Source organism: Paenibacillus sp. sgz302114, from assembly GCF_056120345.1.
On record NZ_JBVYOI010000008.1, the window covers coordinates 72,456 to 95,448 of the forward strand.

General features: G+C 51.7%; 20 protein-coding genes. All 20 read right to left on the reverse strand.

All coding sequences use genetic code 11. The annotated features are described in order from the left end of the window. Positions 1-31: 31 nt before the first annotated feature. Complete coding sequence (locus AC0LWF_RS19665; RefSeq protein ID WP_474653238.1) at positions 32-799, reverse strand: flagellin N-terminal helical domain-containing protein; 768 nt, start codon at positions 797-799, stop codon at positions 32-34. A 114-nt stretch (positions 800-913) separates the two neighbouring features. Beyond that, positions 914-1,162 (reverse strand): carbon storage regulator CsrA, encoded by a 249-nt coding sequence (gene csrA / locus AC0LWF_RS19670; protein WP_474653239.1) that lies wholly within the window; start codon positions 1,160-1,162, stop codon positions 914-916. A 16-nt stretch (positions 1,163-1,178) separates the two neighbouring features. After that, positions 1,179-1,616, reverse strand: coding sequence for a flagellar assembly protein FliW (fliW, locus tag AC0LWF_RS19675; protein ID WP_474653240.1), 438 nt, complete (start codon positions 1,614-1,616; stop codon positions 1,179-1,181). Between the two features lie 105 nt (positions 1,617-1,721). Continuing rightward, complete coding sequence (locus AC0LWF_RS19680; protein ID WP_474653241.1) at positions 1,722-2,291, reverse strand: DUF6470 family protein; 570 nt, start codon at positions 2,289-2,291, stop codon at positions 1,722-1,724. A gap of 13 nt (positions 2,292-2,304) precedes the next feature. Beyond that, positions 2,305-3,213, reverse strand: coding sequence for a flagellar hook-associated protein FlgL (gene flgL / locus AC0LWF_RS19685; RefSeq protein ID WP_474653242.1), 909 nt, complete (start codon positions 3,211-3,213; stop codon positions 2,305-2,307). Between the two features lie 18 nt (positions 3,214-3,231). Next, positions 3,232-4,761, reverse strand: a complete 1,530-nt coding sequence (gene flgK, locus AC0LWF_RS19690; RefSeq protein ID WP_474653243.1) for a flagellar hook-associated protein FlgK — start codon at positions 4,759-4,761, stop codon at positions 3,232-3,234. An 18-nt stretch (positions 4,762-4,779) separates the two neighbouring features. Next, positions 4,780-5,283 (reverse strand): flagellar protein FlgN, encoded by a 504-nt coding sequence (locus AC0LWF_RS19695; RefSeq protein WP_474653244.1) that lies wholly within the window; start codon positions 5,281-5,283, stop codon positions 4,780-4,782. 20 nt (positions 5,284-5,303) lie between these two features. Further along, complete coding sequence (flgM, locus tag AC0LWF_RS19700) at positions 5,304-5,570, reverse strand: flagellar biosynthesis anti-sigma factor FlgM (RefSeq protein ID WP_474653339.1); 267 nt, start codon at positions 5,568-5,570, stop codon at positions 5,304-5,306. A 100-nt stretch (positions 5,571-5,670) separates the two neighbouring features. After that, the gene (locus tag AC0LWF_RS19705; protein ID WP_474653245.1) at positions 5,671-6,096 is read right to left on the reverse strand and encodes a flagellar protein; all 426 of its coding nucleotides are present in this window, start codon (positions 6,094-6,096) and stop codon (positions 5,671-5,673) included. Between the two features lie 128 nt (positions 6,097-6,224). Next, a complete protein-coding gene (locus AC0LWF_RS19710) occupies positions 6,225-7,058 on the reverse strand; it encodes a ComFC family protein (RefSeq protein WP_474653246.1) in 834 nt (277 codons plus the stop codon). Then, complete coding sequence (locus AC0LWF_RS19715) at positions 7,055-9,091, reverse strand: ATP-dependent helicase ComFA (RefSeq protein ID WP_474653247.1); 2,037 nt, start codon at positions 9,089-9,091, stop codon at positions 7,055-7,057. Before AC0LWF_RS19715 ends, AC0LWF_RS19710 begins: the two co-directional genes overlap by 4 nt. Before the next feature lie 649 nt (positions 9,092-9,740). Next, on the reverse strand, positions 9,741-10,412 hold the full coding sequence (locus tag AC0LWF_RS19720) for a hypothetical protein (RefSeq protein ID WP_474653248.1): 672 nt from the start codon (positions 10,410-10,412) through the stop codon (positions 9,741-9,743). A gap of 106 nt (positions 10,413-10,518) precedes the next feature. Continuing rightward, positions 10,519-11,238: a LiaI-LiaF-like domain-containing protein gene (locus tag AC0LWF_RS19725; RefSeq protein WP_474653249.1), complete on the reverse strand. Its 720-nt coding sequence runs from the start codon at positions 11,236-11,238 to the stop codon at positions 10,519-10,521. After that, positions 11,235-12,356, reverse strand: a complete 1,122-nt coding sequence (locus tag AC0LWF_RS19730; RefSeq protein ID WP_474653250.1) for a hypothetical protein — start codon at positions 12,354-12,356, stop codon at positions 11,235-11,237. Before AC0LWF_RS19730 ends, AC0LWF_RS19725 begins: the two co-directional genes overlap by 4 nt. 26 nt (positions 12,357-12,382) lie before the next feature. Next, on the reverse strand, positions 12,383-12,925 hold the full coding sequence (locus AC0LWF_RS19735) for an anti-sigma factor (RefSeq protein WP_474653251.1): 543 nt from the start codon (positions 12,923-12,925) through the stop codon (positions 12,383-12,385). After that, a complete protein-coding gene (locus AC0LWF_RS19740; protein ID WP_474653252.1) occupies positions 12,922-13,566 on the reverse strand; it encodes an RNA polymerase sigma factor in 645 nt (214 codons plus the stop codon). The genes AC0LWF_RS19735 and AC0LWF_RS19740 overlap by 4 nt, the downstream gene beginning before the upstream one ends. A 57-nt stretch (positions 13,567-13,623) precedes the next feature. Further along, positions 13,624-14,352 carry a response regulator gene (locus AC0LWF_RS19745; protein ID WP_474653253.1) on the reverse strand — a complete coding sequence of 243 codons (729 nt, stop codon included), beginning with the start codon at positions 14,350-14,352 and terminating at the stop codon, positions 13,624-13,626. A gap of 6 nt (positions 14,353-14,358) precedes the next feature. Next, on the reverse strand, positions 14,359-15,519 hold the full coding sequence (locus tag AC0LWF_RS19750) for a sensor histidine kinase (RefSeq protein ID WP_474653254.1): 1,161 nt from the start codon (positions 15,517-15,519) through the stop codon (positions 14,359-14,361). Between the two features lie 71 nt (positions 15,520-15,590). Continuing rightward, positions 15,591-18,284, reverse strand: coding sequence for a stalk domain-containing protein (locus AC0LWF_RS19755; protein ID WP_474653255.1), 2,694 nt, complete (start codon positions 18,282-18,284; stop codon positions 15,591-15,593). Positions 18,285-18,497: 213 nt separating this feature from the next. Then, positions 18,498-22,940 (reverse strand): Ig-like domain-containing protein, encoded by a 4,443-nt coding sequence (locus tag AC0LWF_RS19760; RefSeq protein WP_474653256.1) that lies wholly within the window; start codon positions 22,938-22,940, stop codon positions 18,498-18,500. Positions 22,941-22,993: the final 53 nt, after the last annotated feature.

The following is a 22,993-nucleotide window of genomic DNA, read 5'->3' on the forward strand; positions in this document are numbered from 1 at the left end:
TAAACTAAGGTCTCTTCGCTTATAGCAATAATTAACGAAGCAGGGACAGCACGCCTTGCGGCTGCGAGTTTGCTTGCGCCAGCATCGCTTGGGAAGCTTGAAGCAAGATGTTGTTCTTCGTGAGATTAACCATCTCTGAAGCCATATCTGTATCACGGATACGGGATTCAGAAGCTTGCAGGTTCTCAACAGTAGTACCAAGGTTGTTGGAAGTGTATTCCAGACGGTTTTGCTTAGCACCCAAGATAGCACGTTGAGTCGAAGTGTTTTTGATTGCTTTTTCGATATCAGCTGTTGTCGATGCGCTCGACAAACCGGAGAAGCCACCTGTATCGATCTTGTCGATTGCGATTGTGCCGGAAGCATCGTCAGTTGCGATTGTTACACCGGAAGTAATGTGAATTCCGTTGAACTTCGTGTTCGTCATGATGCTGTCGATTTGTTTACCAAGATCGTCAAGCTCGCTGTCGATGTTCGCTTTGTCGGAAGAACCGTAAGTTCCGTTCGACTTTTGAACGTTCAGCTCTTTCATACGAGTAAGCATGGAGCTAACTTCGTTCATCGCGCCCTCAGCTGTTTGTACGAAGGAGATACCGTCTTGAACGTTACGTTGAGCTTGCTCAAGACCGCGGATTTGACCGCGCATTTTTTCGGAAACCGCAAGACCTGCAGCGTCATCAGCAGCACGGTTGATACGAAGACCGGAAGATAGTTTCTCCATGGATTTGCCAGCCGCAACGTTGTTAAGGCCCATGTTACGGTGAGTGTTCAAAGCTGTAATGTTGTGATTAATACGCATGATATTTCCTCCTTGAAATGGTTGTTAGTTCCCACATCCGTGTGGTTTACCGGGTCTAGGTCGGCCGCCCTTCACCGGTCATACTCAGTTTATCGGCAGAGATTTGGAATACGTTTATAGCTGCTCATCATTTTTCATCATTTTTTTTAATTTATTTTTCAACTCCGACAGGCTTGCATGCGACGATGCAGCTTCCTGGTTAGACTGCTTTATCATAGAATGAAGCTCCTTACGCAGCACTTCGACTTCCCGAGGAGCTTTGATACCCAGCTTGATAGTGTCTGCACCGACCTCGAGTATCGTAATCTCGATGTCGTCCTGGATGATGATGGATTCGCCTTTTTTACGCGACAACACTAACATATGTCTGTTCTCCCTCCTACCTCGTACCTGCGGCGGCAAATAAAGGATGCTTTGCGGCGTACTTCGTTTGACCTAAAACGACTTGCTTTGCCTTACGTTTCTCGGCATGGAAGATAACCGGCGCAACTAGATTAATCGTGGCTGCATCGAGATCCCCAGACATATTAATAATGGAGCGAATGATGACGTGATCCGCATGCTCGATTTCAAGCTCTGAAGCTGCCGATTCGGGCAGCTCAAACTCGTACTCCGAATAGAACAGGAACGGATCTGCAATGATGAATACGAGCTCAGCCGTTCTGGTCGATTGTAAAAATGAGAATGGCTCGTCCTCTTCCGGCGATACAATAATAAATGAGCTTTCTTCCTCAAAGCCCGGCAATCCTTTCGTAAACGTGTAAACTTCCTCTTCCGTAATGGACAGCGCGCCAAATCGGCTTGTCTGGATTTCCATCCCACTTGTTCCTCCTAAATGAATACTTCCACTGCTTACTGTAAGAAAAAAGCTATAGAAAGAACCGAAGCCGGTCTATCTATAGCATCCAATGTTATGGTAAATCTATACACGCACGTCCATCTCGGCAACACTGAAGTTAACGGACGGATACTGCTTCATATAGACACTTACGTCACCGCGCTGATAGTTAATCTCAGGTTTATGCGTTTGCACTTGAATATCCACGCTTCCGACATTCACCTTCACATCTGGCCGGTTAATTTTAAATTCGATATCCACATTATGAGCCGTTGCAGCACCAAATACTTGAACCTGTGGAGGCCCTTGCGAAATTTCTCGAAAGGCCATATTCGGAAACGGATTCTGCTTGATCCGCAAATCGCCCATCTGATTGCCTTTCTCGACAATCTTAGCGATTCCTTGCTGAGCAATAGATGGCATCTGAGAATAAATCCGATTAATGAATGCCTCCGGCTTTCCCCCGTTAAATGCCGCCCACATCCGATCCTGATTGAGATGCAGCTCCGGCATTGGAGTTGGCGCGCTAATGGAGGTAGGTGTTGAATGTACTTCGATATCAGCAGGCTTCGATTGGATATCATATTGACCCATTCGAGACTCGATACCAATAAGCCCTTTTTGAGATTGTGCTTGAATATACGGCAGCTTCATCTACGCACACCTACTATCTCAGAAAATCAACAAGGGTTGGGGATATGACTTTCGCCCCGACAGAAAGGGAAGCCTGGTAGATATTCTCATTCACTTTGGAATCAATAAGCAGCTTGTCGAAGTCGGCATCCTCCGTCTTCGACTGCATATCCGTCAAGTTGATTTCGAGATCGTCAAGACGGTTCTGCATAAGCTCAACCCGATTCACTTTAGCGCCAACCTCTGAACGGGCATTCAGTATTTTGCTGATACTGGCCTCTAAGTTGTCCATTTGAGCAGATGCAGCAGCCTGATCCCCGCTAGCAAAATTACTAATAATGTTGTCAAGAACTGCGAATACATTATCCTTATCCCCAGGGTTGCCGAATACTTGATTGCCGGAAACATTCACAGGAAGGGTTACCCCCACGCCAACTGCATAAGTTATATCTCCGGAATCCGTTACGACTGCCTTGGCGTCAAAGCCAGGCGCACTCTTATCGTAAGGTAATTTATCAAACGTCTGGCCGTTGAATACATACTTACCGTTAACCTTACTGTTAGCTATATCAATGAGCTGCCCTTTCAACTCTGTCAGCTCGTTATTGATATTATCAAGCGCAACCTGCGGATTGGTTCCATTCGAGCCTTGAACGGTAAGCTCCTTAACACGCTGAAGGACATCGCCCGCTTGACCAAGCACTGTATCGTTAAAATCAAGCCAGGAATGCGCAGAATCTGCATTCTTCTGATACTGTTCGTTCGAAGCAAGCTCCGTGCGGTATCTTAGGGCATATGTAATGCCGACTGGATCGTCGGATGGTTTGTTAATTTTGCGGCCTGTCGTTAGTTGATCCTGCAAGCTGTCCATTTGAGTCAAATTCCGGTTCAAGTTACGCGACAGCTGCAAATGCATCATACTTGGCGTCACACGTAAAGACATGTCTGTCAGCTCCTATTCTTAGCGTCCGACTACGCCGGTGCCGTTAATCAATTTCTCAAGCAATTGGTCGAACGTCGTCATAAATCGAGCGGCAGCGCTATAGGCATGCTGATATTTAACAAGATCCGACATCTCTTCATCAAGCGATACGCCGCTGACGGACTGACGGCTGCTCTCGACCTGATCTGACTGGGCGACGGAGTTCTGATACTGACGCTGCGCCTCTTCCGATTGAACACCGAGTGCGCCAACCATCGAGCTGTAGAAGTCGCTAATCGTCGATTCCGGAATACCGTTGCCGGTTGCGGATTGGTCGAATGCGAACTTCACGTCGCCGAGCTGCGACATAAGCAGCGCTAGACTATTGTTCCCTTGAACGACTGTCGATGCTCCGCCGGTTGATGTTGTCCTCATTGAAGTTGCGATTTTATTCGTATCGCTAGCAATGACTGGATTCAATTGAATGTTCGCTGCCGTTATTCCTGTACCTGAACTAAAGGTGAAGAAATCGGTTGCGCCGGTTGCCGGGGAATCCATCGTGTAGCCCAGCTTGTGAAGGCCGTTGATCCCTTTGACCGTCATCTTCGTGTCCACCGTTAGTGGCGTTGTTGTGCCTGGGAGAACCGAGCCTGCTGGAACGGTAACTTCAAATTCGCCATTAGCCAGCGTATTCGCCAGTGTATCCAGCTGTTTCATATAATCGGCAACATAACCATCCCGTGAAGAAATCATGCCGAACACTTCACCATTCGTGAGCTGACCGCCTGCATAGGCCGATTCCAAGCCTTCACGTGTTAACGGTGTTGAAGTGCTGCCGCTGACTAGGTTAATATCGCCCATGGAGATATTGTAGCCTTCAGGTGATTTGGTTACTTGAACGTTTACAATTTGGGAGAGCTGATCTGTCAACAGATCTCGTTGATCTTGCAAGTCATTCGCATCATCGCCGAGCGATTCGATTCGGCGAATCTCTGTATTCAGGGAAGCGATTGTATCCATCAGCGTATTCGCCTGCGTTGCTTTCACTTCAATGCTGCTCGTCAGATCATCTCTCAGATCAGACAATTGCTTGCTTGTCTGGTTGAAGGAGTCCGTCAGTGCCAGCGATGTTTCACGAACGATTTTGCGGCCAGTTACATTCTCCGGGTCTTTGCTAAGATCCGACCAAGCCTGATAAAACTTATCCAATACGGAACGGATACCGGAGTCGGAGGGCTCGTTCACAATAGACTCAAGCTTGCTCAGCGTGTCCGATTGCACAGAATATGTTCCTACGTACTTACTCTGATTACGGAATTGGTCGTCCAAGAATGAAGTCCGTACCCGATTGATTGCCGTCGCCTCAACCCCAGTGCCCAACTGGCCTGCAGATGTGGAACGATTGATTCCATAGGCTTCCATCGGCTTGCTTGCCGTTAATGCAACCCGTTGGCGGGAGTAGCCCGATGTGTTGGCGTTGGAGATATTATGGCCAACGGTATTAATTGCTGTTTGCTGCGCAAACAAGCTGCGTTTAGCTGTTTCTATGGAATGAAAGGTTGATGTCATCGCGCTCTAAGTGCCTCCTTATCCCCTTGTATTGAATAAACCAGATCGCATATTGTTGCCGTAGCCAGGACTGTGAGGATGCTGATAAACGACATCACTGTTCGGATCGTCCACCATCAGGTCGATGGAGTAATCTATAAATTTAAGAGACTGCTCAATAAGCTGCTGATTCAGCTTGCTTGTCACCTGCAAATCATCCAGTAGGCCCGTTAAAGTTGTATGAAGGTCGGTCAATAGCTTCTTGTCTTGATGCGAAGTTACGGTCCGAATCATTTCGCTGATCTTGCCGCCCTTATAGCGAAGCAGTCCGAGGTTCGTAAAGTACTGGCCGCACAGTCTCATGCGCTGCTGCTCCAAATCCTCTGCGATCTTGACCAGCTTCCGTTCCTTCTGAATCGCAGCATTAAGCTGCTCCACTTGGTTATGGACAAGATACGGTGTTTTCTCTTTCGCGAGAGCAAGCAATTGACTGTAGACATCTGCCTGCTGCTCAAGCGTTGCGATAATTGTTTCTACATTCACGATGCTCACCTATCTTGTCGTTAGTTTTTCAAAAAAGGAAGCAGCTTCTCAGCGATCTTGCCGGATTCCACATGATAAGTGCCGGAGCTTACCGATTGCTTCAAGTTGTTAATCAGCTGGCTGCGGTCGGTGTTGCTCACGCGACTCACCGAAAGCATCTCTTGCGCCTCTGCTGAAATTTGCACCTCATCTGTCTTGCGCTTGCGGCTAGCCGTTCCTGCCTGCAGGTCGTTCTGCTTCTGATATGGATTTACCGCATTAATCCGATGCGTTTGATTGATCTTCATCATAATCCCTCCAAACAAATAAAAAAGCCGATAACTCTATCTAAGAGTATTATCGGCACATTACGTTAATATTTTATAGGAATTGCAAAGTAAACCGCAATCATTCGCCTCTGTCCAAATTCCGGTAGGCAGAAGCAGCGGATGTTGATGATTTCTCAGGTGTCTTGGAAGCAGTCGCAGCTGCATTCTGAGTTTGGCGATATTTGTTTACTTCCGTCAGCAACTTGGCTCTGCAGCTATCACACTTCGTATGCTCTCGGATCAATATGCCGCACATTTCGCAAGGGTACATCAAATTCGGAGCATTCACGAGCGATATACGGCCCTCACGAATGAACTTCGTAATCTGCTTGATGGAAACATCGGTTGCATCAGCGAGCTCGTTAATATCTGTACCTTTATTTTTACGAAGATAATCGGAGCAAAGCGTATACTCCTGATCAATTTCTTTTATACAATTCCCGCATACATCGCGAAAGTTTTTGGCAAATAGCTTCCCGCAGCGAGGACAATTACCGAGATCCATGTTTCACTGCTCCCTTCATTCATCCATTGGTGACTTCATATTAACTCATAAAGGGACAAATATCACCACCTTTTTCGACATCTTTTAGTAAGTTTAGGGCGTAATGCACTAAAAATGATTCTATTGTCCTATGAGCGCGCAAGCGTGAGAATGAACAGTTCCACGAAGTCAGCAGGCCGCTGCCGCCGAATCTCCTCTGCAAGTGCAGTTGCACAGGCATTCGCTGTACTTCCCGTTGTGTAAATGTCATCGACAATAAGGAGACGGATATGGGATTGATTTTGTCCTGCTAGCATGCTGGCGGTGAGTGCCGGATCTGCTGTAAAGAGATTATGCGTATCGCGTAAACGCGCGCCTCTAGTCTTGTAGCTCTGCTTACCGCTATGGCGTGTTCGCAGCATAACAGGATGAAGCGGAATCTGTACGCGCTCGGCGAGGTAGGCGCCAAGCCTCTCCGCCTGATTGAACTCGCGTTCCGCTAGACGCTCGCTGCTTACGGGGACCGGAATAAAAGCATCGATCGGATACATTTGGACCTCCCGGGGACGAAGCCCCTTCACGAGACCGTGATATGCAGCTGTCAGCATCTCGCCAAACAACGGAGCAAGCGCTTCATGCCCCCGATATTTATAAAGCGCGAGCCATTCCCGAATGCGAGTGTTGTATCTCACGGCAGAACGGTTGCAGAGAAAAGCGGCATCGCTGCGGCGAGGGCAATCCGGACAATATTCGGGACGGCCGCAAACCTGACACTCGATGCGGGTAATCCACGGGATTTGGCGAAAACAAGGCGTGCACAATGAAGTGAACTTCGGGTGACGCGCCCTGTTATCTGTGTTGCCGCAAATTAGACAAGCGCTGGATGTAGCTGTGAGCAGCTGAACCGACTGCCGCATCGCTGTAATGATCGTGCGGAGCTTGGCAGGGATGAGAATAGGGAGGACACCAGGCAGGGCAATCATCGCCTTTCTTTTGGGGTTAGTAGGTAGCCTTTGCGATGGGCGATTCGGTTCATCGCTTTAATCTGCCGGATCGCAGACTGCTGGGAGTGCGTTCGGGAGGAGTTGAAGAAGTAGACCTTGCCTGCCGGATCGTCGCTGGAGCGGCCAGCTCGACCGGCCATCTGGATAAGAGAAGCATCGTCGAACAGCTTGCCGCCCGCATCTAGAATAAACACATCACTCTTCGGTATCGTGACACCGCGCTCGAGAATCGTAGTCGTGACGAGCAGCCTTATCGTTCGTTCACGAAACCGAATGACCTTCTGCGCGCGATCCTCATCTTTGGATGAGGTGCCTTCAATGACAATGCCAGGAAAGCTGGCGCGGAGCTTCCGGACAAGCGGATCGACCTCACGAATCTGCTGAACGAAAAAGAATAGCTGAGCGCCGCGATTAAGCGATTGTTGAATGGCTTGAACAAGCCTCCGTGGGAAGCGGCGCTGGCTAAGAAGCTTATGCACAGGTGGGATGACATGCTGCTTAGGCACCGGCAGCGGATGCCGATGAAACCGTGCAGGCACGCGCGCATGAGCGATCCGACCTTCCTTTGCCGCGCGTCGAAGGTCGGCCGGCGGCGTTGCCGAGAGCAGCACATTCACCCCGCCAGGCTTGCATACCTTATCGGCGGCATATTGAAGCATCGGATCGTTATGATAGGGAAAAGCGTCGATTTCATCAATAATGACCAGATCAAACCCCTGTTGAAAACGGAACAGCTGATGTGTCGTTGCAATTGTAATGTCTCCCTGCTCCCAGCGTTGCTTGCTCCCGCCGTATAAAGTGACTACGCTCGCATTTGGGAACGCTTTGCGAATGCGAGGATCTAGCTCCAGCACAACGTCTCGACGAGGAGTTGCGATTAACGCCTTGCCCCCTCGCAGAAGCGCGGCTTGGATAAGCGGGAAGATCATCTCGGTCTTGCCTGCTCCGGTGACTGCCCAAAGCAGGAATCTGCGTGGGGCGCTAAGGGCGGCAGGCGGTGCCAGCCACTTAAATGACGATAGCAGGGATTTGCGCTGGGCGCTCCGGTGGCGTGTAGGAGGGGCAGCCATGTAACGCAGCGCTGCGGCTGCCGCCTCGGCCTGGGCGGGGCTTAGCGCCCAGGCTGCGCTTGGCGCGCAGGTGGCGCTTGACGCGTTAGCGGCGCTGCTCACCTGCGAGCTTGGCGTGCCAAGGATGAGCAGGCCGCACTCACGGCTGCGGCCCATAGTGAGGCACGCCTCGCAGTACGCACATGCGCGGCCGCATCCCGCGCATGCTGTGCGGCGCATGCGCGCCGTGCCGCTGCCGCAGCGCTGGCAGCGGAGCCGCAGGCGCGGCCTGGCGCCTAGCGCCGCGCGCCACCGCAGCAGCCGGGGCTGCGGCTGCGGGGCGACTGCGCCGCCTAGGCGCAGCAGGCCGAGCAGCGCGGCCAGCTGGAGCGCGGGAGCTGCCGCGCTCCACGGCTGCGGCGCTGCGCCGGCCGGCTCGGCCGCGCCTGCGGCCCCAAGCAGGGCGAGCGCTTCGCCGCTGAGCAGCGCTCGGCCCTGCAAAAGCGAAGCTGCGCGGCAAGCTCGCGCAGCAAGCTCCATCGCGTCCGCCGTACCTCCGGACGCGGCAGCCTGCACCGCATAGGCATCCTCCCGCTCCTGAACCGGCAAGCCTAAGCGGACATCGAATGCCCATGCTTCTCGAACGAGGCGCGTCAATTCCTCGCGCAGCCCCTGCTCATCCCGAGCTTTGCCGGACCACCGTTCCGCAACTTGAACGGCATGCCCTAGCGGTAGCGGCACCGACCATGCTATAACTGCTTGTACATTACCAGCTTCCCTAACCTTTTTCTCGGTATGGACTCCTCCGTGCCAATCTGCTGCAACGCCCCGCTGCAAAGCAGCTTGCACCGCTGCCTCCCTATACCCGCTTCGCAGCCAGTATGCATAATCCACCTCAGGCGACACGGACCAACTCGCCCACGATTCCTCCTCTGCCAATACCGCATACACAACAACCTTCATACCATCACCACCCCTTTCAATCTGATTTCGCCAATGTAGTGTACCTGTTACCCCTCTTGCTCAATTTCCAATCCTATTTCGCCAATGCAGTGTATCTGTTACCCCTCTTACTCAATTTCCAACCCAATTCCGCCAATGTAGCGTACCCGTTACCCCTCTTGCTCAATTTCCAACCCAATTCCGCCAATGTAGCGTACCCGTTACCCCTCTTACTCAATTTCCAATCCTATTTCGCCAATGCAGTGTATCTGTTACCCCTCTTACTCAGTTTCCAACCCAATTCCGCCAATGTAGCGTACCCGTTACCCCTCTTGCTCAATTTCCAACCCAATTTCGCCAATGTAGCGTACCTGTTACCCTTCTTGCTCAATTCCCAACCGACTTCCCCGCACCCCAATCCCCACAACAAAAAAGCACACCCCAAAACTGCCAAGGCAGCTTCTACGGGTGTGCTTCACTCGTTCAATATTTATCTGTTAAAATTATACACTGAGCTTCACAGCACAGCAATGCATTTTAGGAACAGTATCTTCATCTTGGCTACGCGTTGCCTTCACACTATCGTCGCACTGTGCCTTCGCGCTGCCTTCGCGCTGCCTTCGCACTGTCGTCGCACTGTGTCTTCGTCTTTCCTTCACACTGCCTTCAGTCAATACGGCAGCTTCGACAAATCCGCCGGATTCCGCAGATCAATCAATACCGCATGATCCTTTGAAGAAACAATGCCTTCAGCCTGGAGCATCCATAACAGATTCGTTGGCTCGACAGCAGCCGGCTGTTTCTTCGCTTTCGGTTTGCGTGCTTTCCAGAGATTCACACGGAAGCGTTGCCATTTTGAAAGTCCGTGCCCGTGACTTGTATCAGGCTTCTGCCCATTCATGTCAATTGTCTGCACCGTTTTCAGTGGATCGCTTGAACTTAATGCTCCCTGCCCACTACGCTCTTCGGCTGTACTCGCGGCAGCGCGTCCTCTTACAGGTGCGAACCTTCCACGTGTATCCAGTACAGTGCCAGTATGCTCATTTTGCCCGATACCGGAGTGAAAATCGACATGCATGCCCATCCTCGCAAAGCATCGCGCGATCCCCATCGTATCATCCTGTGAACCGCGGTCAACGACAGTCACCTTCACTTCTGTGCCGGAAAAATGAGAGAACCGCCTAAGCGATCGCATATACCACTCCATCTGCAGCTGGTGGTTACCCGCGATTAGCACGTAATGCTGCACACGCTGTCGCTTCCAGGTAAGCGCGTATGCGGCATGCACGGCAGCCGCTGCCAAGGCGTAACAACCGAAGATCCATAATAGTACTGGAATCAAGGCAGCCACCTCCTTTTTTGTGACATCATATGCCGCGAAGCGCCCAGGGGTGACGGTCATTCACGGACAAGTCGCAAAAAGGGGCTTGCCTGTCAGCCTAAAAATATTACCGCAGCACTTGCCATCCCTCCGGCAGCTTCGACCCAAGCGGCAGCATGATCCCCGCCTCTGGCCTAACATGAACCGTCTTCTCGCGCGGCAGCACAATCGTAAGATCACAGGAAGGCACGCTATCGTCCAGCATATGCCGCTCTACCGTCGGCTGCTTCACAGTTAAGTACAACGTATCTCCTGCCTGACGCGTCTCTACCAGCTCCGGCGAGCTTGGCGCTGCAGCGTCCTTCCGAAGGTCGTAGCGGCACGCCCCAAACGCCTGAAGCCGACCCGCACCGCTGCCGTCGGCATCAAGATGCACGCGGCCGTTCCAATAGCTCTCTCCTTGCACCACGATCCGTTTCACGTCAGATGCAATTCGCTCCGACACCGCTTGGGCCTCTACACGAGCCTGACGCGCACCAATGCTGCCTCGAACATCATCGAGCAGCCCGGCTGCGCTTACGGTCGTAAACACTAAGCAGCACCCGCCGAGCGCCGCTACAACGATGATGCTGAACAAGTCATAGCGAAGCATCACTGCCTGCTGCTCGGATTTGCTTCGCCAAAGATAAATGACGATCTCAATTCCTAGCAAAATAAGAAGCATGGGCCACCAGACGATGCCTTGGTCCAGCCACTGCACACCGCCAAGAGTGGAAGCCAGCAGCATGACGCCCATTGCGATGAGAGCCGTCCCCATCGACCATGTTCCAACGCGCCATTGTCTCATTCCGGCTTCACCTCTTTCTTGCCCGAGAGCAGCTTAATACCTGCCCCGATGAGCAGCAGCGCGGTTAGTCCCGTTTTGAAATAATAACGAATGTCCTCGGAAAGCTGCCAATCTCCCCAAACACGCTGTACATATTCGAGCAGCATTCGATCGGCGATGTAATACAGGCCAAGCGCCATCAGTCCGATGCCAAGCCATTTCTGCTGATGAATAAGCCAATCGACAATCGGCACATCCTCAAGCTCGCCTTCCCCGCTGTTGAGACGGGATTGCTGCTGCAGCGCATCAAAGAACGAGAAGCACCAAAGTATCGGTACGATGAACAGAAACAACGACAGCTGCAGCACGTCGAGCAGATAGATCGACAAGAGGAAGCCTGCCATGAGCTGAAGCCCTCTTTTTTGCAGACCGAGATACATGTGGCCCGCTCCCGGCATAATCGACAGCACGGTCGACAGCCATTTGCTGCGTTTGCCGCCTTGACGGTGCTCCTCCCAATCTTCAAGAACGGACTTATCCTGCAGCGGCACGCCAGACTGCTTCAGATGCACGTGGCGAATCGCATCAAACATGCCAAAGATCCAAATAATCGGCAGCGCTATGAGAAACGTCAGGAATCCCGGTTGATCGGCCCAAACCGCTACAAATACGATCATCGCGAACAATCCGAAGAAGCCTATCATCAGATTCAGCCCACGCTGCATAAGACCCAGCTGCAAATGGCCAAGCCCCGGTATAAACGACAACAGAATCGTGTAAAACTTCTCCCTGGACCTGTTCTCCATCTCCTCAGGGGACCCGGCTGCATACATGACGCCGTCAATTTGGTCCGATAGATACATCGGATGCACCGGCGGAACGGCAACCCGATTGGCTCCGCTATGACGGATGAGATAGATGATGAGATCCAAGAAATTAATGAGCCAAATGAACGCGGAGAGGATTAGCCCCAACACAAGAAAGGCCTCATCGTCTGCGAATCCTGCCGCAATTCCAAAGATTACAAAGCCGATACATAATAAAAGGTACATCATCCCTCGCGCCGAGCGTCCGACCTTGAAGTGTCCGATTCCCGGCAGAAAGCCCAGAAACAGAGTCAGAACTGGATTTTTGACCACAAAAGCTCTCTCCTTTACTTTCATAATTATTTACCCGGTCTTGCTACAAAAGAGTCAATAACGGCTGAAGTCCGTTCCATAATTGACGTCGTTACTGGTTCACGCTTGCTAAGTTGCTGCGATTCCCAATGCTCTGGCTGATCGGCAAGCCGCTGGAATACCCCTGCCGACATGAGCAGCAGCATAACACATACCGCAATGAGATAATGAATGAGCGTCTGCCTGCGACTGTTTCTGCTTACCTTCTTGCGCCGTTGAACGGTCTCGCCTGCATGATTCTGGGGAGGGGAATGGACCGCCGCAAGCTCCACCGCCGGCATTATCATAGGCACTGGCTCTACCGCTCTCACTTGCTCCATGACTCGAGCCGTAATGGCATCCGCCGCCTGCTCGCTTAAATGCTCGACTTGCACTTGCTGGCCATCCGCATCCGAACTCGTCAGCAGGTCCATATAGCGCAATAAACACAGCTCACATTCCGCCAAATGTACTTCTGTCTCCAGTCTCCCCTGCTCCGGCAGCCGATCCTCCGCATAATCACTTAGGATCGCTTCATCAAGATGGTTCATTCCAAATCCTCCTCCTTCCAATGCTTGCGCATCCATTGTCTCGCGCGGTACAGCTTCGATTCGACACTCTTGATCTGCAATTCCTCTTGCTCGGCAATTTCCTTCTGCGGCCGATCTTCCAAGAAGAAGGACCGCACAACGCTGCGGTAGCCCTCGGGCATCGCACCGACCAACGCCCGAACTCTGCGTCTGCGATCACGCTTCAATGCCTCCGTCTCGGCAGGCAGCGCATGAGGCTGAACCGCCGACGTTCCGGCGCTGGCTGCGGCTTCTCGCTGCAGCAGCTCCGCCTTGCGGGCATTGGTCCGTTTGCAGTCAATCGCAAGATTAACTGCAATCCGCGCCGCCCACGTCTTAAATCCTTCACCCCGATAGCTCCCAAGGGAGAGATAGATTCGGACGAGTGCCTCCTGCAGCATATCTTCCGCATCTGCCTTATCCCGCAGCACGCTCCAGATCAGCCGGTACAGCTCGTCCCGGTATCGCGCTACAAGCTCCCTGTACGCCTCCCGATCCCCATCTCTAATTTGTGCAATTAACGCCTCGTCTCGAATCTCTCTCCCCCCTCTCACAGAAGAATAGACGTTTCTGCCCTCGCTTACCCCTGCACTCCGTGCAAACTTTTTTTGGGGGGCTGACATACAAAAAGCTTCCGCCATCAAGCGGAAGCTTCTTAACTTTACTATGTATGCGGCAGCTTATAGCGTAACCCAGCCAAGTTTAATCGAATTAATAACGGCTTGCGTCCGGTCATCTACTTCCATCTTCTGCAGAATGCTGCTGACATGGTTTTTGACCGTTTTCTCGCTAATGAACAGGAACTCGCCGATCATCTTATTGCTCTTGCCTTCTGCCATCAGACGAAGCACCTCGGCTTCACGACGGGTCAGAGGATTGTTATCGCCTGCGACGAACTTCACGCCAGCTTCGCGTGTTGCAGCCGCTCCTGAAGTTGCACCGATTTCATCGAGGTACGTCATGCGGCGCAGCTGATTAATCAGCTTGCCCGTTACCTTCGGATGGATGTACGCGTAACCGCTCACAACTGAACGAATGGCATTTGCCAGCGCCTCTGCCTCCATGTCCTTCAGCAGATAACCGCTTGCACCTTTACGCAGCGTTTCGAATACGTAGCTTTCATCATCATGAATAGATAGAATAATAACTTTCACTTCCGGGAAAATATCGCGCAGCCGCTCGGTTGCGACGACCCCGTTCTCAATCGGCATATTAATGTCCATCAGGACGACTTCCGGCTTGATCTGGTTGCAGAATTCAAGCACCTGGATGCCGTCGTTGCACTCGCCGATTACTTCTAAATCTTCTTCCATATTTAGAATCCGCTTTAAGCCTTCGCGGAAAAGCTGGTGGTCATCAGCTATCAATACTTTAATCTTGCGCTTGCCGTTTACAGCATTGTTTTCCATCGTTATTTACTCCTTTCTTTGATCCGCACTCATCGGGATGTGAATAATTACTTTAGTGCCATCGTCTTTCTTAGACTCAATCTCCATCCTTCCTTCGAGCAGCTCAACGCGCTCGCGCATGCCAATCAGCCCGAAGTGGTTGCTGTCGCTTACCCGCGACTCCAACGCTTCGACATTGAAACCGACACCATTATCTCTTACGACGATTTTCATCATTTGTCCTTGATACGTAATTTCGAGCGAGACGAAGGATGGATTCGCATGCTTGAATGCATTCGTGAATGCTTCCTGAACCAAGCGGAATACGCCAGCTTCCATTGCCGATGGAAGACGAATCTCTTTGCCGATCGTATCGAACATCGTCCGAATTTTGCTTTTTTCCTCAAAATCTTGGATATATTTACGAAGTGTTGGCACAAGTCCTAGATCATCTAAAGCCATAGGTCGCAGATTGAAAATGATTTTGCGGATTTCTTCGATGCCGGAGCGCACTTGACTCTTCAGATCTATTAATTCTTCCTGGACGATTTGAAATTCCTGCTTAACTAGCATTCTTTCAGCAATTTCCGCCCTAAGAACTATATTTGCAAGCGACTGGGCAGGACCATCATGAATTTCTCTAGCAATCCGCTTACGCTCTTCTTCCTGTGCCAAAATAATTTTCAAACCGATTTGCTGCCTGTTCTTAGCCGATTCGAGAATGCGAGTGACCTGCGTGAGGTCACCCGACAAATATTCAAGCACGACGTTGATTTGAGAGGCAATAGATTCCGCTCGCTCAATCGACTTCTCTACGCCCCGCACACGCTGCTGCAATTCGTCGCGGCGAGACTTCAAGTAGGTCTCTTTCTCCCGGAATACCATGAGATCGAGCTGTAGCTGCGTCGCTTTCTCGTAGGCCGCTTTGATGTCCTCTTCCTTGTATCGGACAAAGTCGCGACTTACTTCAGTCAAGCGGATTCGCGCTCTACGATAATCCAGCTCCAGCTTATCAACCTTATCGATAACGGCTCCTGTTTCAGCAATAACCTGGTTCAATTCTTGGCCTAGGGCAAACATTTCCTTGCGTGCAGACTCGCAAATTTCGAAGATTTGATATTTGCTGTCCTCCATCACAAGAACCGCGTTTTTAATTACACGATCTATGTCGTTAATGCGGTAATCCATGTTCTTACGGCCCACTTTCTACAAGTTCTACTAATTCTATCATACCACATAACGGTAGACTGGCGGGCATGTTACGAAACGGTAATCCTGCCCAATTTCTGATCCCAATCGACCGTCAGACCTAGCTGCTCGGACACGAGCCGCACTGGAATGAGCGTCCGTCCGCTGCGCGTAATCGGCGCTACTTCTGCCTGCTTGCGAACGCCAGTCAGCAAGAAGTCCGTTTGACCAACCCACATTTCCAGCAGCTCGTCGCCACGAAGCACGGATACGCGCTTCGTCGCCGGATCCCAGCTCACCTGAGCTCCCATTGCTTCCGTTATGAAACGAAGCGGCAGGTATGTCGTTCCTTTCAGCAGCAACGGTGCGACATCCAATTGGTATGGCTTGCTGTCCACCATCGCGCTCTTGGAACCGAGCTTCAGCTCAATTGGCACCCGCTCCGGCTCTGGCGTGGCCGCAGGGTATTGGAAGGATAGATTATCCCAGCCAATCGTGCCTGTCAGCTCGCGCTCATCCTGACCGTCCGCCAGTGAGGCGACGTAAAGACGCTTGAGGGTAATGGGATACGCCATCTGATCGGCTGGCAGAGACACCTTGATCTTCTTCCATCCCGTCCAGTCGACCTGTTTTGCAATCGTTACTAATTGGGCTGCACCTTTGCTATCGATGAATTCAGCCCGAACCCAGTTCAAGCTGTTGTCGCCCATAACGTCGAGCGTCATCGACGAAGGATTGCCTTCTACCTTGCGCCCGCTGCCATTCAGCACCGCATAAGCCGCCTTCGTACCGGTCCCGCCCGTGAAATCATAGGCGAGCTGCAGGACATTCGTCGTGTTCGTGCCTGGCAATCCCGGTGCAACGGTAGAAGTTCCCACTACACCATTCGTACCTTGGAACGAAATTGGGTAGGTCTTTGCTTCAAAATCTTCAAATTTTTTGTCGGCGCCCGCAGCGAGTACCGCCATCGCAGAAAAACCGTCATAACGTGCGATCAAATACCCAGCCTTCGCCGCTGCGTTCACCGTGCCGATCGCAAGCGTACCGCCGTTCATCGTGCCTGTAAATCCGCGCATTTCCCATTGTAGTGAAGCTGCCGGCACTGTCATCTTCCGGCCATCGGCCAGTGTCACATGCACTGGAACCGACAGTGACTTGCCTGCCTCAAGAACGGCTGCGCTTGGATCTACGCTCATCGAGGCTATCTGCGCGCTCCCGATAATTTCGAGCGGAAGCTTGCCGCTAATCGCGCCGGACTTCACCGTGACAGACGCCTTGCCTGCCTTCGCCGCTGTGAACGTATTGCCCGCGAAAGCGCCGAGCGCATCGTCTATATTCCATGTCTTCGTTAATGCACTTGGATCAAGCGGATTGTAGAATGTATCATACGCGGTCATATCGTATGCCGCCTGCTGTCCGATAAAGAGGACGCTGCTGCCTTTAGCGATAATGCCTTTCAATTGTCCTTTCGGCGCGGTAGTGAAAACACCAAGGCCATTCGTCACTTGTCGCTGCGTTATGCCATACTCCGTCGGGAACGCAAGCAGCGTGCTTGTATCCCCCAGAGGCCGGTCAATCATCGTCGTCGAGCCGCCGCCGTCGAGATTAACACCACGCCATACATTCAGCTGCACCATCAATTGCTGCAGCTCAGGCAGTGTCACGCCCTGGCTTGCTGTGCTGTCTTCGACAGTAATGATAAATACTTTCTTGCCATCCTTCGAATATCCCACAGCCGTACGTGCACGGTCGCTGTTTGGACTGATGCTGCTTGGATTGCGCGAATACGCAGCAGCTGCGCCTTGATCCACGAGAATGGTATGACCGCCGATGAGCATTTGCAGCGAATCCGGGTTGACCTTCTCCCCAGTCGACTGGGCAACCAGGTTATAATTAGCCGTTACCTTCTGGCCGACTTGAAGATGCTCGCGCGCATATTGGGCTGCCTTGCCGTGCGTACGCAGAATGTAGCCGTCTGCCGGAATCGCGCCTGTAATCATGCTATTGTCCGCAAACTTTGTGACAACACCCTTCTGCACGAGCACCTCTGTCGGCGTCGTCGCGCTATCCGTGCTGTCAGGCCGCGTCTGTGTCCATGCGCTTGTATAGATGTACATCGCATTCACGTGACTGTACGCATCATCCGGATCCATTCGGTAGGCCGCCTTGTTAATGCCGGTCAGAGCAAACGTCGTGCCGTCTGCCGCCTTCACTTGCCCATCGAAGCCAAACATATCAATGAGCGGCTTGCGGTCCTTCGTCACGGCAAAAGCATACATCCCCGTCAGCTTAGATGGGCTCGAAACCAATGTTCCGCCAGATACTTCTGCACCAATTGGCGCGCCTTTGCCACTGCTCGCAGTATTGAAATAGTCGCCATTCACACCGGCTACTGCACCGGAGTTCTTCACCATATTGCCAACAGAGCTTACGCCCGTCACTGACCCGCTTTTGCCATTCATGACATCGAGCAATACATACGGATTCGTTAAATCTACTTCTATGACATGCACGTTCGACAAAACCGCGCCTGCGCCAGGCTTGCTTGTCCATGTATAATCGACTCGTTTCGCGCCTGCCGTCAGAATCTCTTCCCCGAGGCGCACGAGTTGTGCTTGCGATTGTTCCGTTGTTACTCCTGTATCGCTGCCCGCTGCGTGCGCAAATGCAGGCAAAGCGACGGATAACGGCTGGATGAGCAGTGATGCTCCCAATGACAGTACAAGCAGCCGCTTCGCGTTCTTCTTCTCCCGTTTAATGCGCATCTGCGGCTTCCTAGTAAGTCTCTCTTTCCTGTGCATCTTTCCCGCAACTCTCCCATCTATAAATCTATCTATACGTATAGACTATGAAACTAGTGGAAAGTTACGTTTGATAGAAGAATGCTATCGACATCATTCGACCGACAAAAAAAAGCTATCCGAGTCCTAAGGACCGAATAGCTTTGGAATAGCTTTGGAATATAGCTTTGGATTACCTTAAATATTAATGAACTCCAAGTAGTTCAACAGTCGCTTCACCATAACGGCCGCCTCTGCGCGCGTCGCGTTATTCTTACCGCCGAACGCACCATTGGACATGCCGTTGATGACGCCCGCTTCAACAGCCTTCGCTACATCTGTCTGCGCCCACGTACCGATTTTGGCACGGTCCGTAAACTTCTTCAGCACCTCCGCTGTTGTTTGCTGCGGTACGATTTGGACACCTGCTGAGCTTGCTGCACGAACCATCATGGAAGCCATCTCTTCACGCGTCACCGGATTGTTCGGCTTGAAGGTACCGTCCGTCGACCCTTGGACGATGCCCGCCTTACTCGCCGCGCCGATGTAAGCGGCAAGGATCGTGTTCGTGTTCACGTCCTTGAACTTCGCCGCTGCACTGCGGTCACCGGTGAGGCCAAGCCCCTTCGCAATGAACATCGCGAACTCGCCGCGTGTAATCGCCTTATTCGGCGCGAAGGTCGTCAGCGTATTGCCTTCGACAATAAATTTGTTTGCCAATAGAAGAATATCGTTGCGGGCCCAATGTTTCGTAATATCGGTGTAACTCACGGAGCCTTTCACAACGGCATAGACACTATTCCCTTTGCGCTTGAAGCTAACGACGCTTTGGCCGTCCTCATGAGTGGTCACCTGCGTCGGTGCATAAGAGATTTTGCCGGTTTGCGGGTCTAACCATACTACCGCGATTTGTCTGCCATCCACGACGTCAGAAATCTTGATTGTACGGGTCACATAGCCGCTGAAATCATCAAAATGCTTCGTCTGACCGTTACTGCTCACCGCGAGATCGAAGCTGACCGGACTAACCAGCGTTTGAACATTCGCAGCGCTTAGCTTATTGTTCAGCGCCGTCGCCAATGTGCCTGTATCCGTATCAATAGATACGACCAACTGGCCAACAGCGCTTGCCGCGTTCATCATTTGGCCGAGCTGCGTATAGTTCAGCGCATTAAGCGGAATTTCATAAGTCACATTCTGAAACGCAATGACGAACGATGCATTCGGTGTCGCCTTCTTCACATCTTCAAGCGCCGCTAACGGGAGGGCTACTATTGCTGCACTCTCTGTATCCGGAACGGTGAAGACAACTTTCGGCTCCATGCCGCCTGTCTTGCGAATCGTATTGTAGGCGTTGTTGACCTTCTCCGCTGAAAGCGCAAATTGATTCACTGTGCTGCCCGACGGAGACACTCCGCTCGACGTCGTTGCTGCTGACGTGTTGATGGCGAGGCCGCCGCTTGGATCAGGGGCATAATCGCCGCCCGCGTTATCATCCCATGTCGTCTGGTTCGCTGCACTCACTCCCGAGAAGGATGGCGCAGTCGAGCCTGACGTCGACCGAATGCCGACACTGCTGGAGCTGTAGCTCACCGTTACAGTGTCGCCGATCGCAACAGGCGTATAAAGCGACAGCACGACGGTCGAGCCGCTTACTTCAGCCGATGAGACTGGACGTGCCACCGTATTCACCTTCACTTCAAACATCGAGGTCGAAGGCTGATAGGATGTATTCAGAGACTCGCTGAACGTCGCTGTGACACTTCCGCCTTTGGCAATGATACCGTTAAGCGTCATTGTAGCGCCAGTATTGCCGTTTACGTCCATGCTGCCAAACGCCGGGGCATAGTTGCCGTTAAGATCAACAACTGCCGGTGTACCGCTCAGGTAAGTGACGAGCACCTTATCGCTTGCCGTTGTAGCAGTGGATAAGGTAAGTAGGACTTGCGTGCCACTAATGCGTACATAGGATACAGGACGAAGCACGCCTCCTACAGTTACGTAGTACGCTGATGCCAGCGGTATTTTGGAAGTATCCAACTCTTCATCATAGGTAAGCGTTATGGTTGTACCTGATGCCGTAATCGTCTTCAGCTCCGGTGCTCTCAGATCCTCGCCATTCTGAATCGCGAAGTTACTGAATGATACGAGCGCATTACCCGCCACATCCCTCACAGGGTATGAGCCGGCCGACGAGTACGATAATGTCACAGCAAGGCCAGATGCTGCCGTGTTCCCGGCATAGGTCAAATACATCACATTGCCCGCACCTACGGTTTGCGTTACAGCACGCGTTTCGCCGCCTACTTTAACCGTGAACTGCGAGTATGAATAAGGGCTGACGCTGGCTAACTCTTCGCTGAACGTAAGTGTAATCATATTGCCGGTCAGCGAGCCCTCCAGCTGCTTAGGAACTGTTGTATCTGGCACATTCGTTACCGCATAGTTCGATAAGCTCGCAGCCAACGTTCCTGTCGAATCCTTAACTGGTGAATCTCCCGGCGTATAAGATAGTTTAACGATTTCACTGTAGGACACACTGCTTTGCAGCGTCAGAGTCACGACTTTGCCGCTAATTGAAACCTTAGTAACTGCTCGTCCTGTGCCGTTCACGGTTACAAAATAGTTCGCCGGAGCTGGAGTTGTCTCCGTGCTCGTGTCCAAGTTCTCATTATACGTGATGGCGATTTTGTTGCCGTTAACCATCTCTGCCTTCGAAACGGTAGGCGCGCCTGACGTGCTGGTTGATGTCTTGAATGTCCATTGGTACATATTCAGAATGCCGTCGAAGCTGTTGCCTGCCACATCCGTCACGGCATTTGCCTTAATCTCCACATAATAATTCGTCGTAACCGCCATTAATCCGGTAACGGTGATCAGCAGCTTCTTATTGTTATTCGGATCAATCGAGAGCGACGTCGCTACCGGTGAATTTCCGGTTCCCGAGATACGCTTCATCGTAACTCCATCGGGATTCGCGATCAGAATCGCCTCATTGAACAGCAGCTCGAACTTAGCGCCTGCAACAGGCACATCCACGGCCGAGGTGGCAGGTGTCTGCGTAACCATCAACGGCTTCACGCTGTCATTGGTCACTTTGAACTTCCAACCGGTCTGGCCTGTCAATCCACTATAGTAGTTGCCGCTTGCATCAGCAAAGGCTTGGCTGTCGATTTCTACATAATAAGTCTGACCGTTTACAAACTTCTGCGCAGTATCGCCGGTTACTGTAATTGTCGCTGTTCCGCCGCCGCTTACATTGCTCGATCTCACATCATACGAAGCAAACACGGAGCCCGACGGATAGTTGCGAATTGTAATAAATCCTCTCCCTTGATAAACCGGCTCATCGAAATTCATTACTAGCTTAACGATTGTTGATGGCTGATTAGCTAGCGGCTCTCTCGCTGTCTTCAGCGTTGGTGCCGTTACGTCATTGCCTGGATTCGTTGTAAAGTTCCAAGTCGTTGCATCGGTTATCCCCTCATACAACGACTCGAAATCATCGATGAACGCACCGGATTCGATAAGAACGTAGTACCCCGTATTCGGCGCTAGATCATCCGTTGGATTAATAATGATATCCGTGCCGCCCCTATCATTATCGGCAGTCGTTACATTGCTGGACTTTACACTGATCGATTGAATCAATTTATTGTCCGAAATGCGTTGAATCTTGATCGTCTTCGCTGGTGTTACCTGATTCACAACGACATGCGCTGAGAAGCTGAGCACCAAGTCCGAGCCGATTGGCACGCCAAACTCATTATCATGTGGCTGCAACGATACATCGCCTAGCGCTGGCTGGGACGTCGTAAACTGCCACGCATCCGCACCAATGCCCGCGAATTTATGTCCGGAAGCGTCTTGGAAAGCACCGTTTGGCACCCTTACTTCATAAGTCACTTGTCGATCTGCCGTGCTAGGTTTAAGCGAATTCGGCAGCTGAACCGTAATCGTATCTGTCCCGCTTCCCGTAACGTACAGCGAGTTGACCGGGATGCTTTGCTTGTCCGAAGCAGTAGCCAAATTCTGAATCGTAATATTGCCGCTCGTTGCGAATACAGGCTTACTGAAGACGATCGTGAGCGGCGTGTTCACACCCGCCATATCTCCTAGAGCTGGCGTTAGCGGCGCTACCGCCTCGGACAGGACCGGAGGATCCGCATCTTCGTCGCTAATTGTCGCGAAGGTCCAATCAACCGCGCTTGTTAAGCCTGCATAGTTGGCACCATTGCCTTCGTTCACAAACGCGCCGCTGTCTATCGTCACGTAATAGCTCGTGTTCTTCTGCAGGATGTTCGTCGCTGGCGTAACCGTAACGATACTGTGGTTGGTAGAGCTAACGACCACTTTACTATCGGTTGCGACAACAAACGTTGCGACGACTGCGTTGTCGAGCTGCTTATGGATTTGAATGGCAGCTGATCCCGTACCTTTTTTCACATTCTCATCAAAAGATAAAATCAGCTTCGTGTTTATAGCCACACTGGTCGCGTTGTTCGATGGCGAGGAGCTTAACATAACAGGTCCGGTCGATGCTGCCGATGCCTTAGGCAGAGCTCCGAGTCCGCCAACTGCGAATTGTACCACTAATAATGTTGCAATTAAGAAAGATATCCATCTACGATTTCGGATCAATCCAATTCACTCCCCAATAAATGACACTCGTACTATATTTTTCGGTCAGGAGC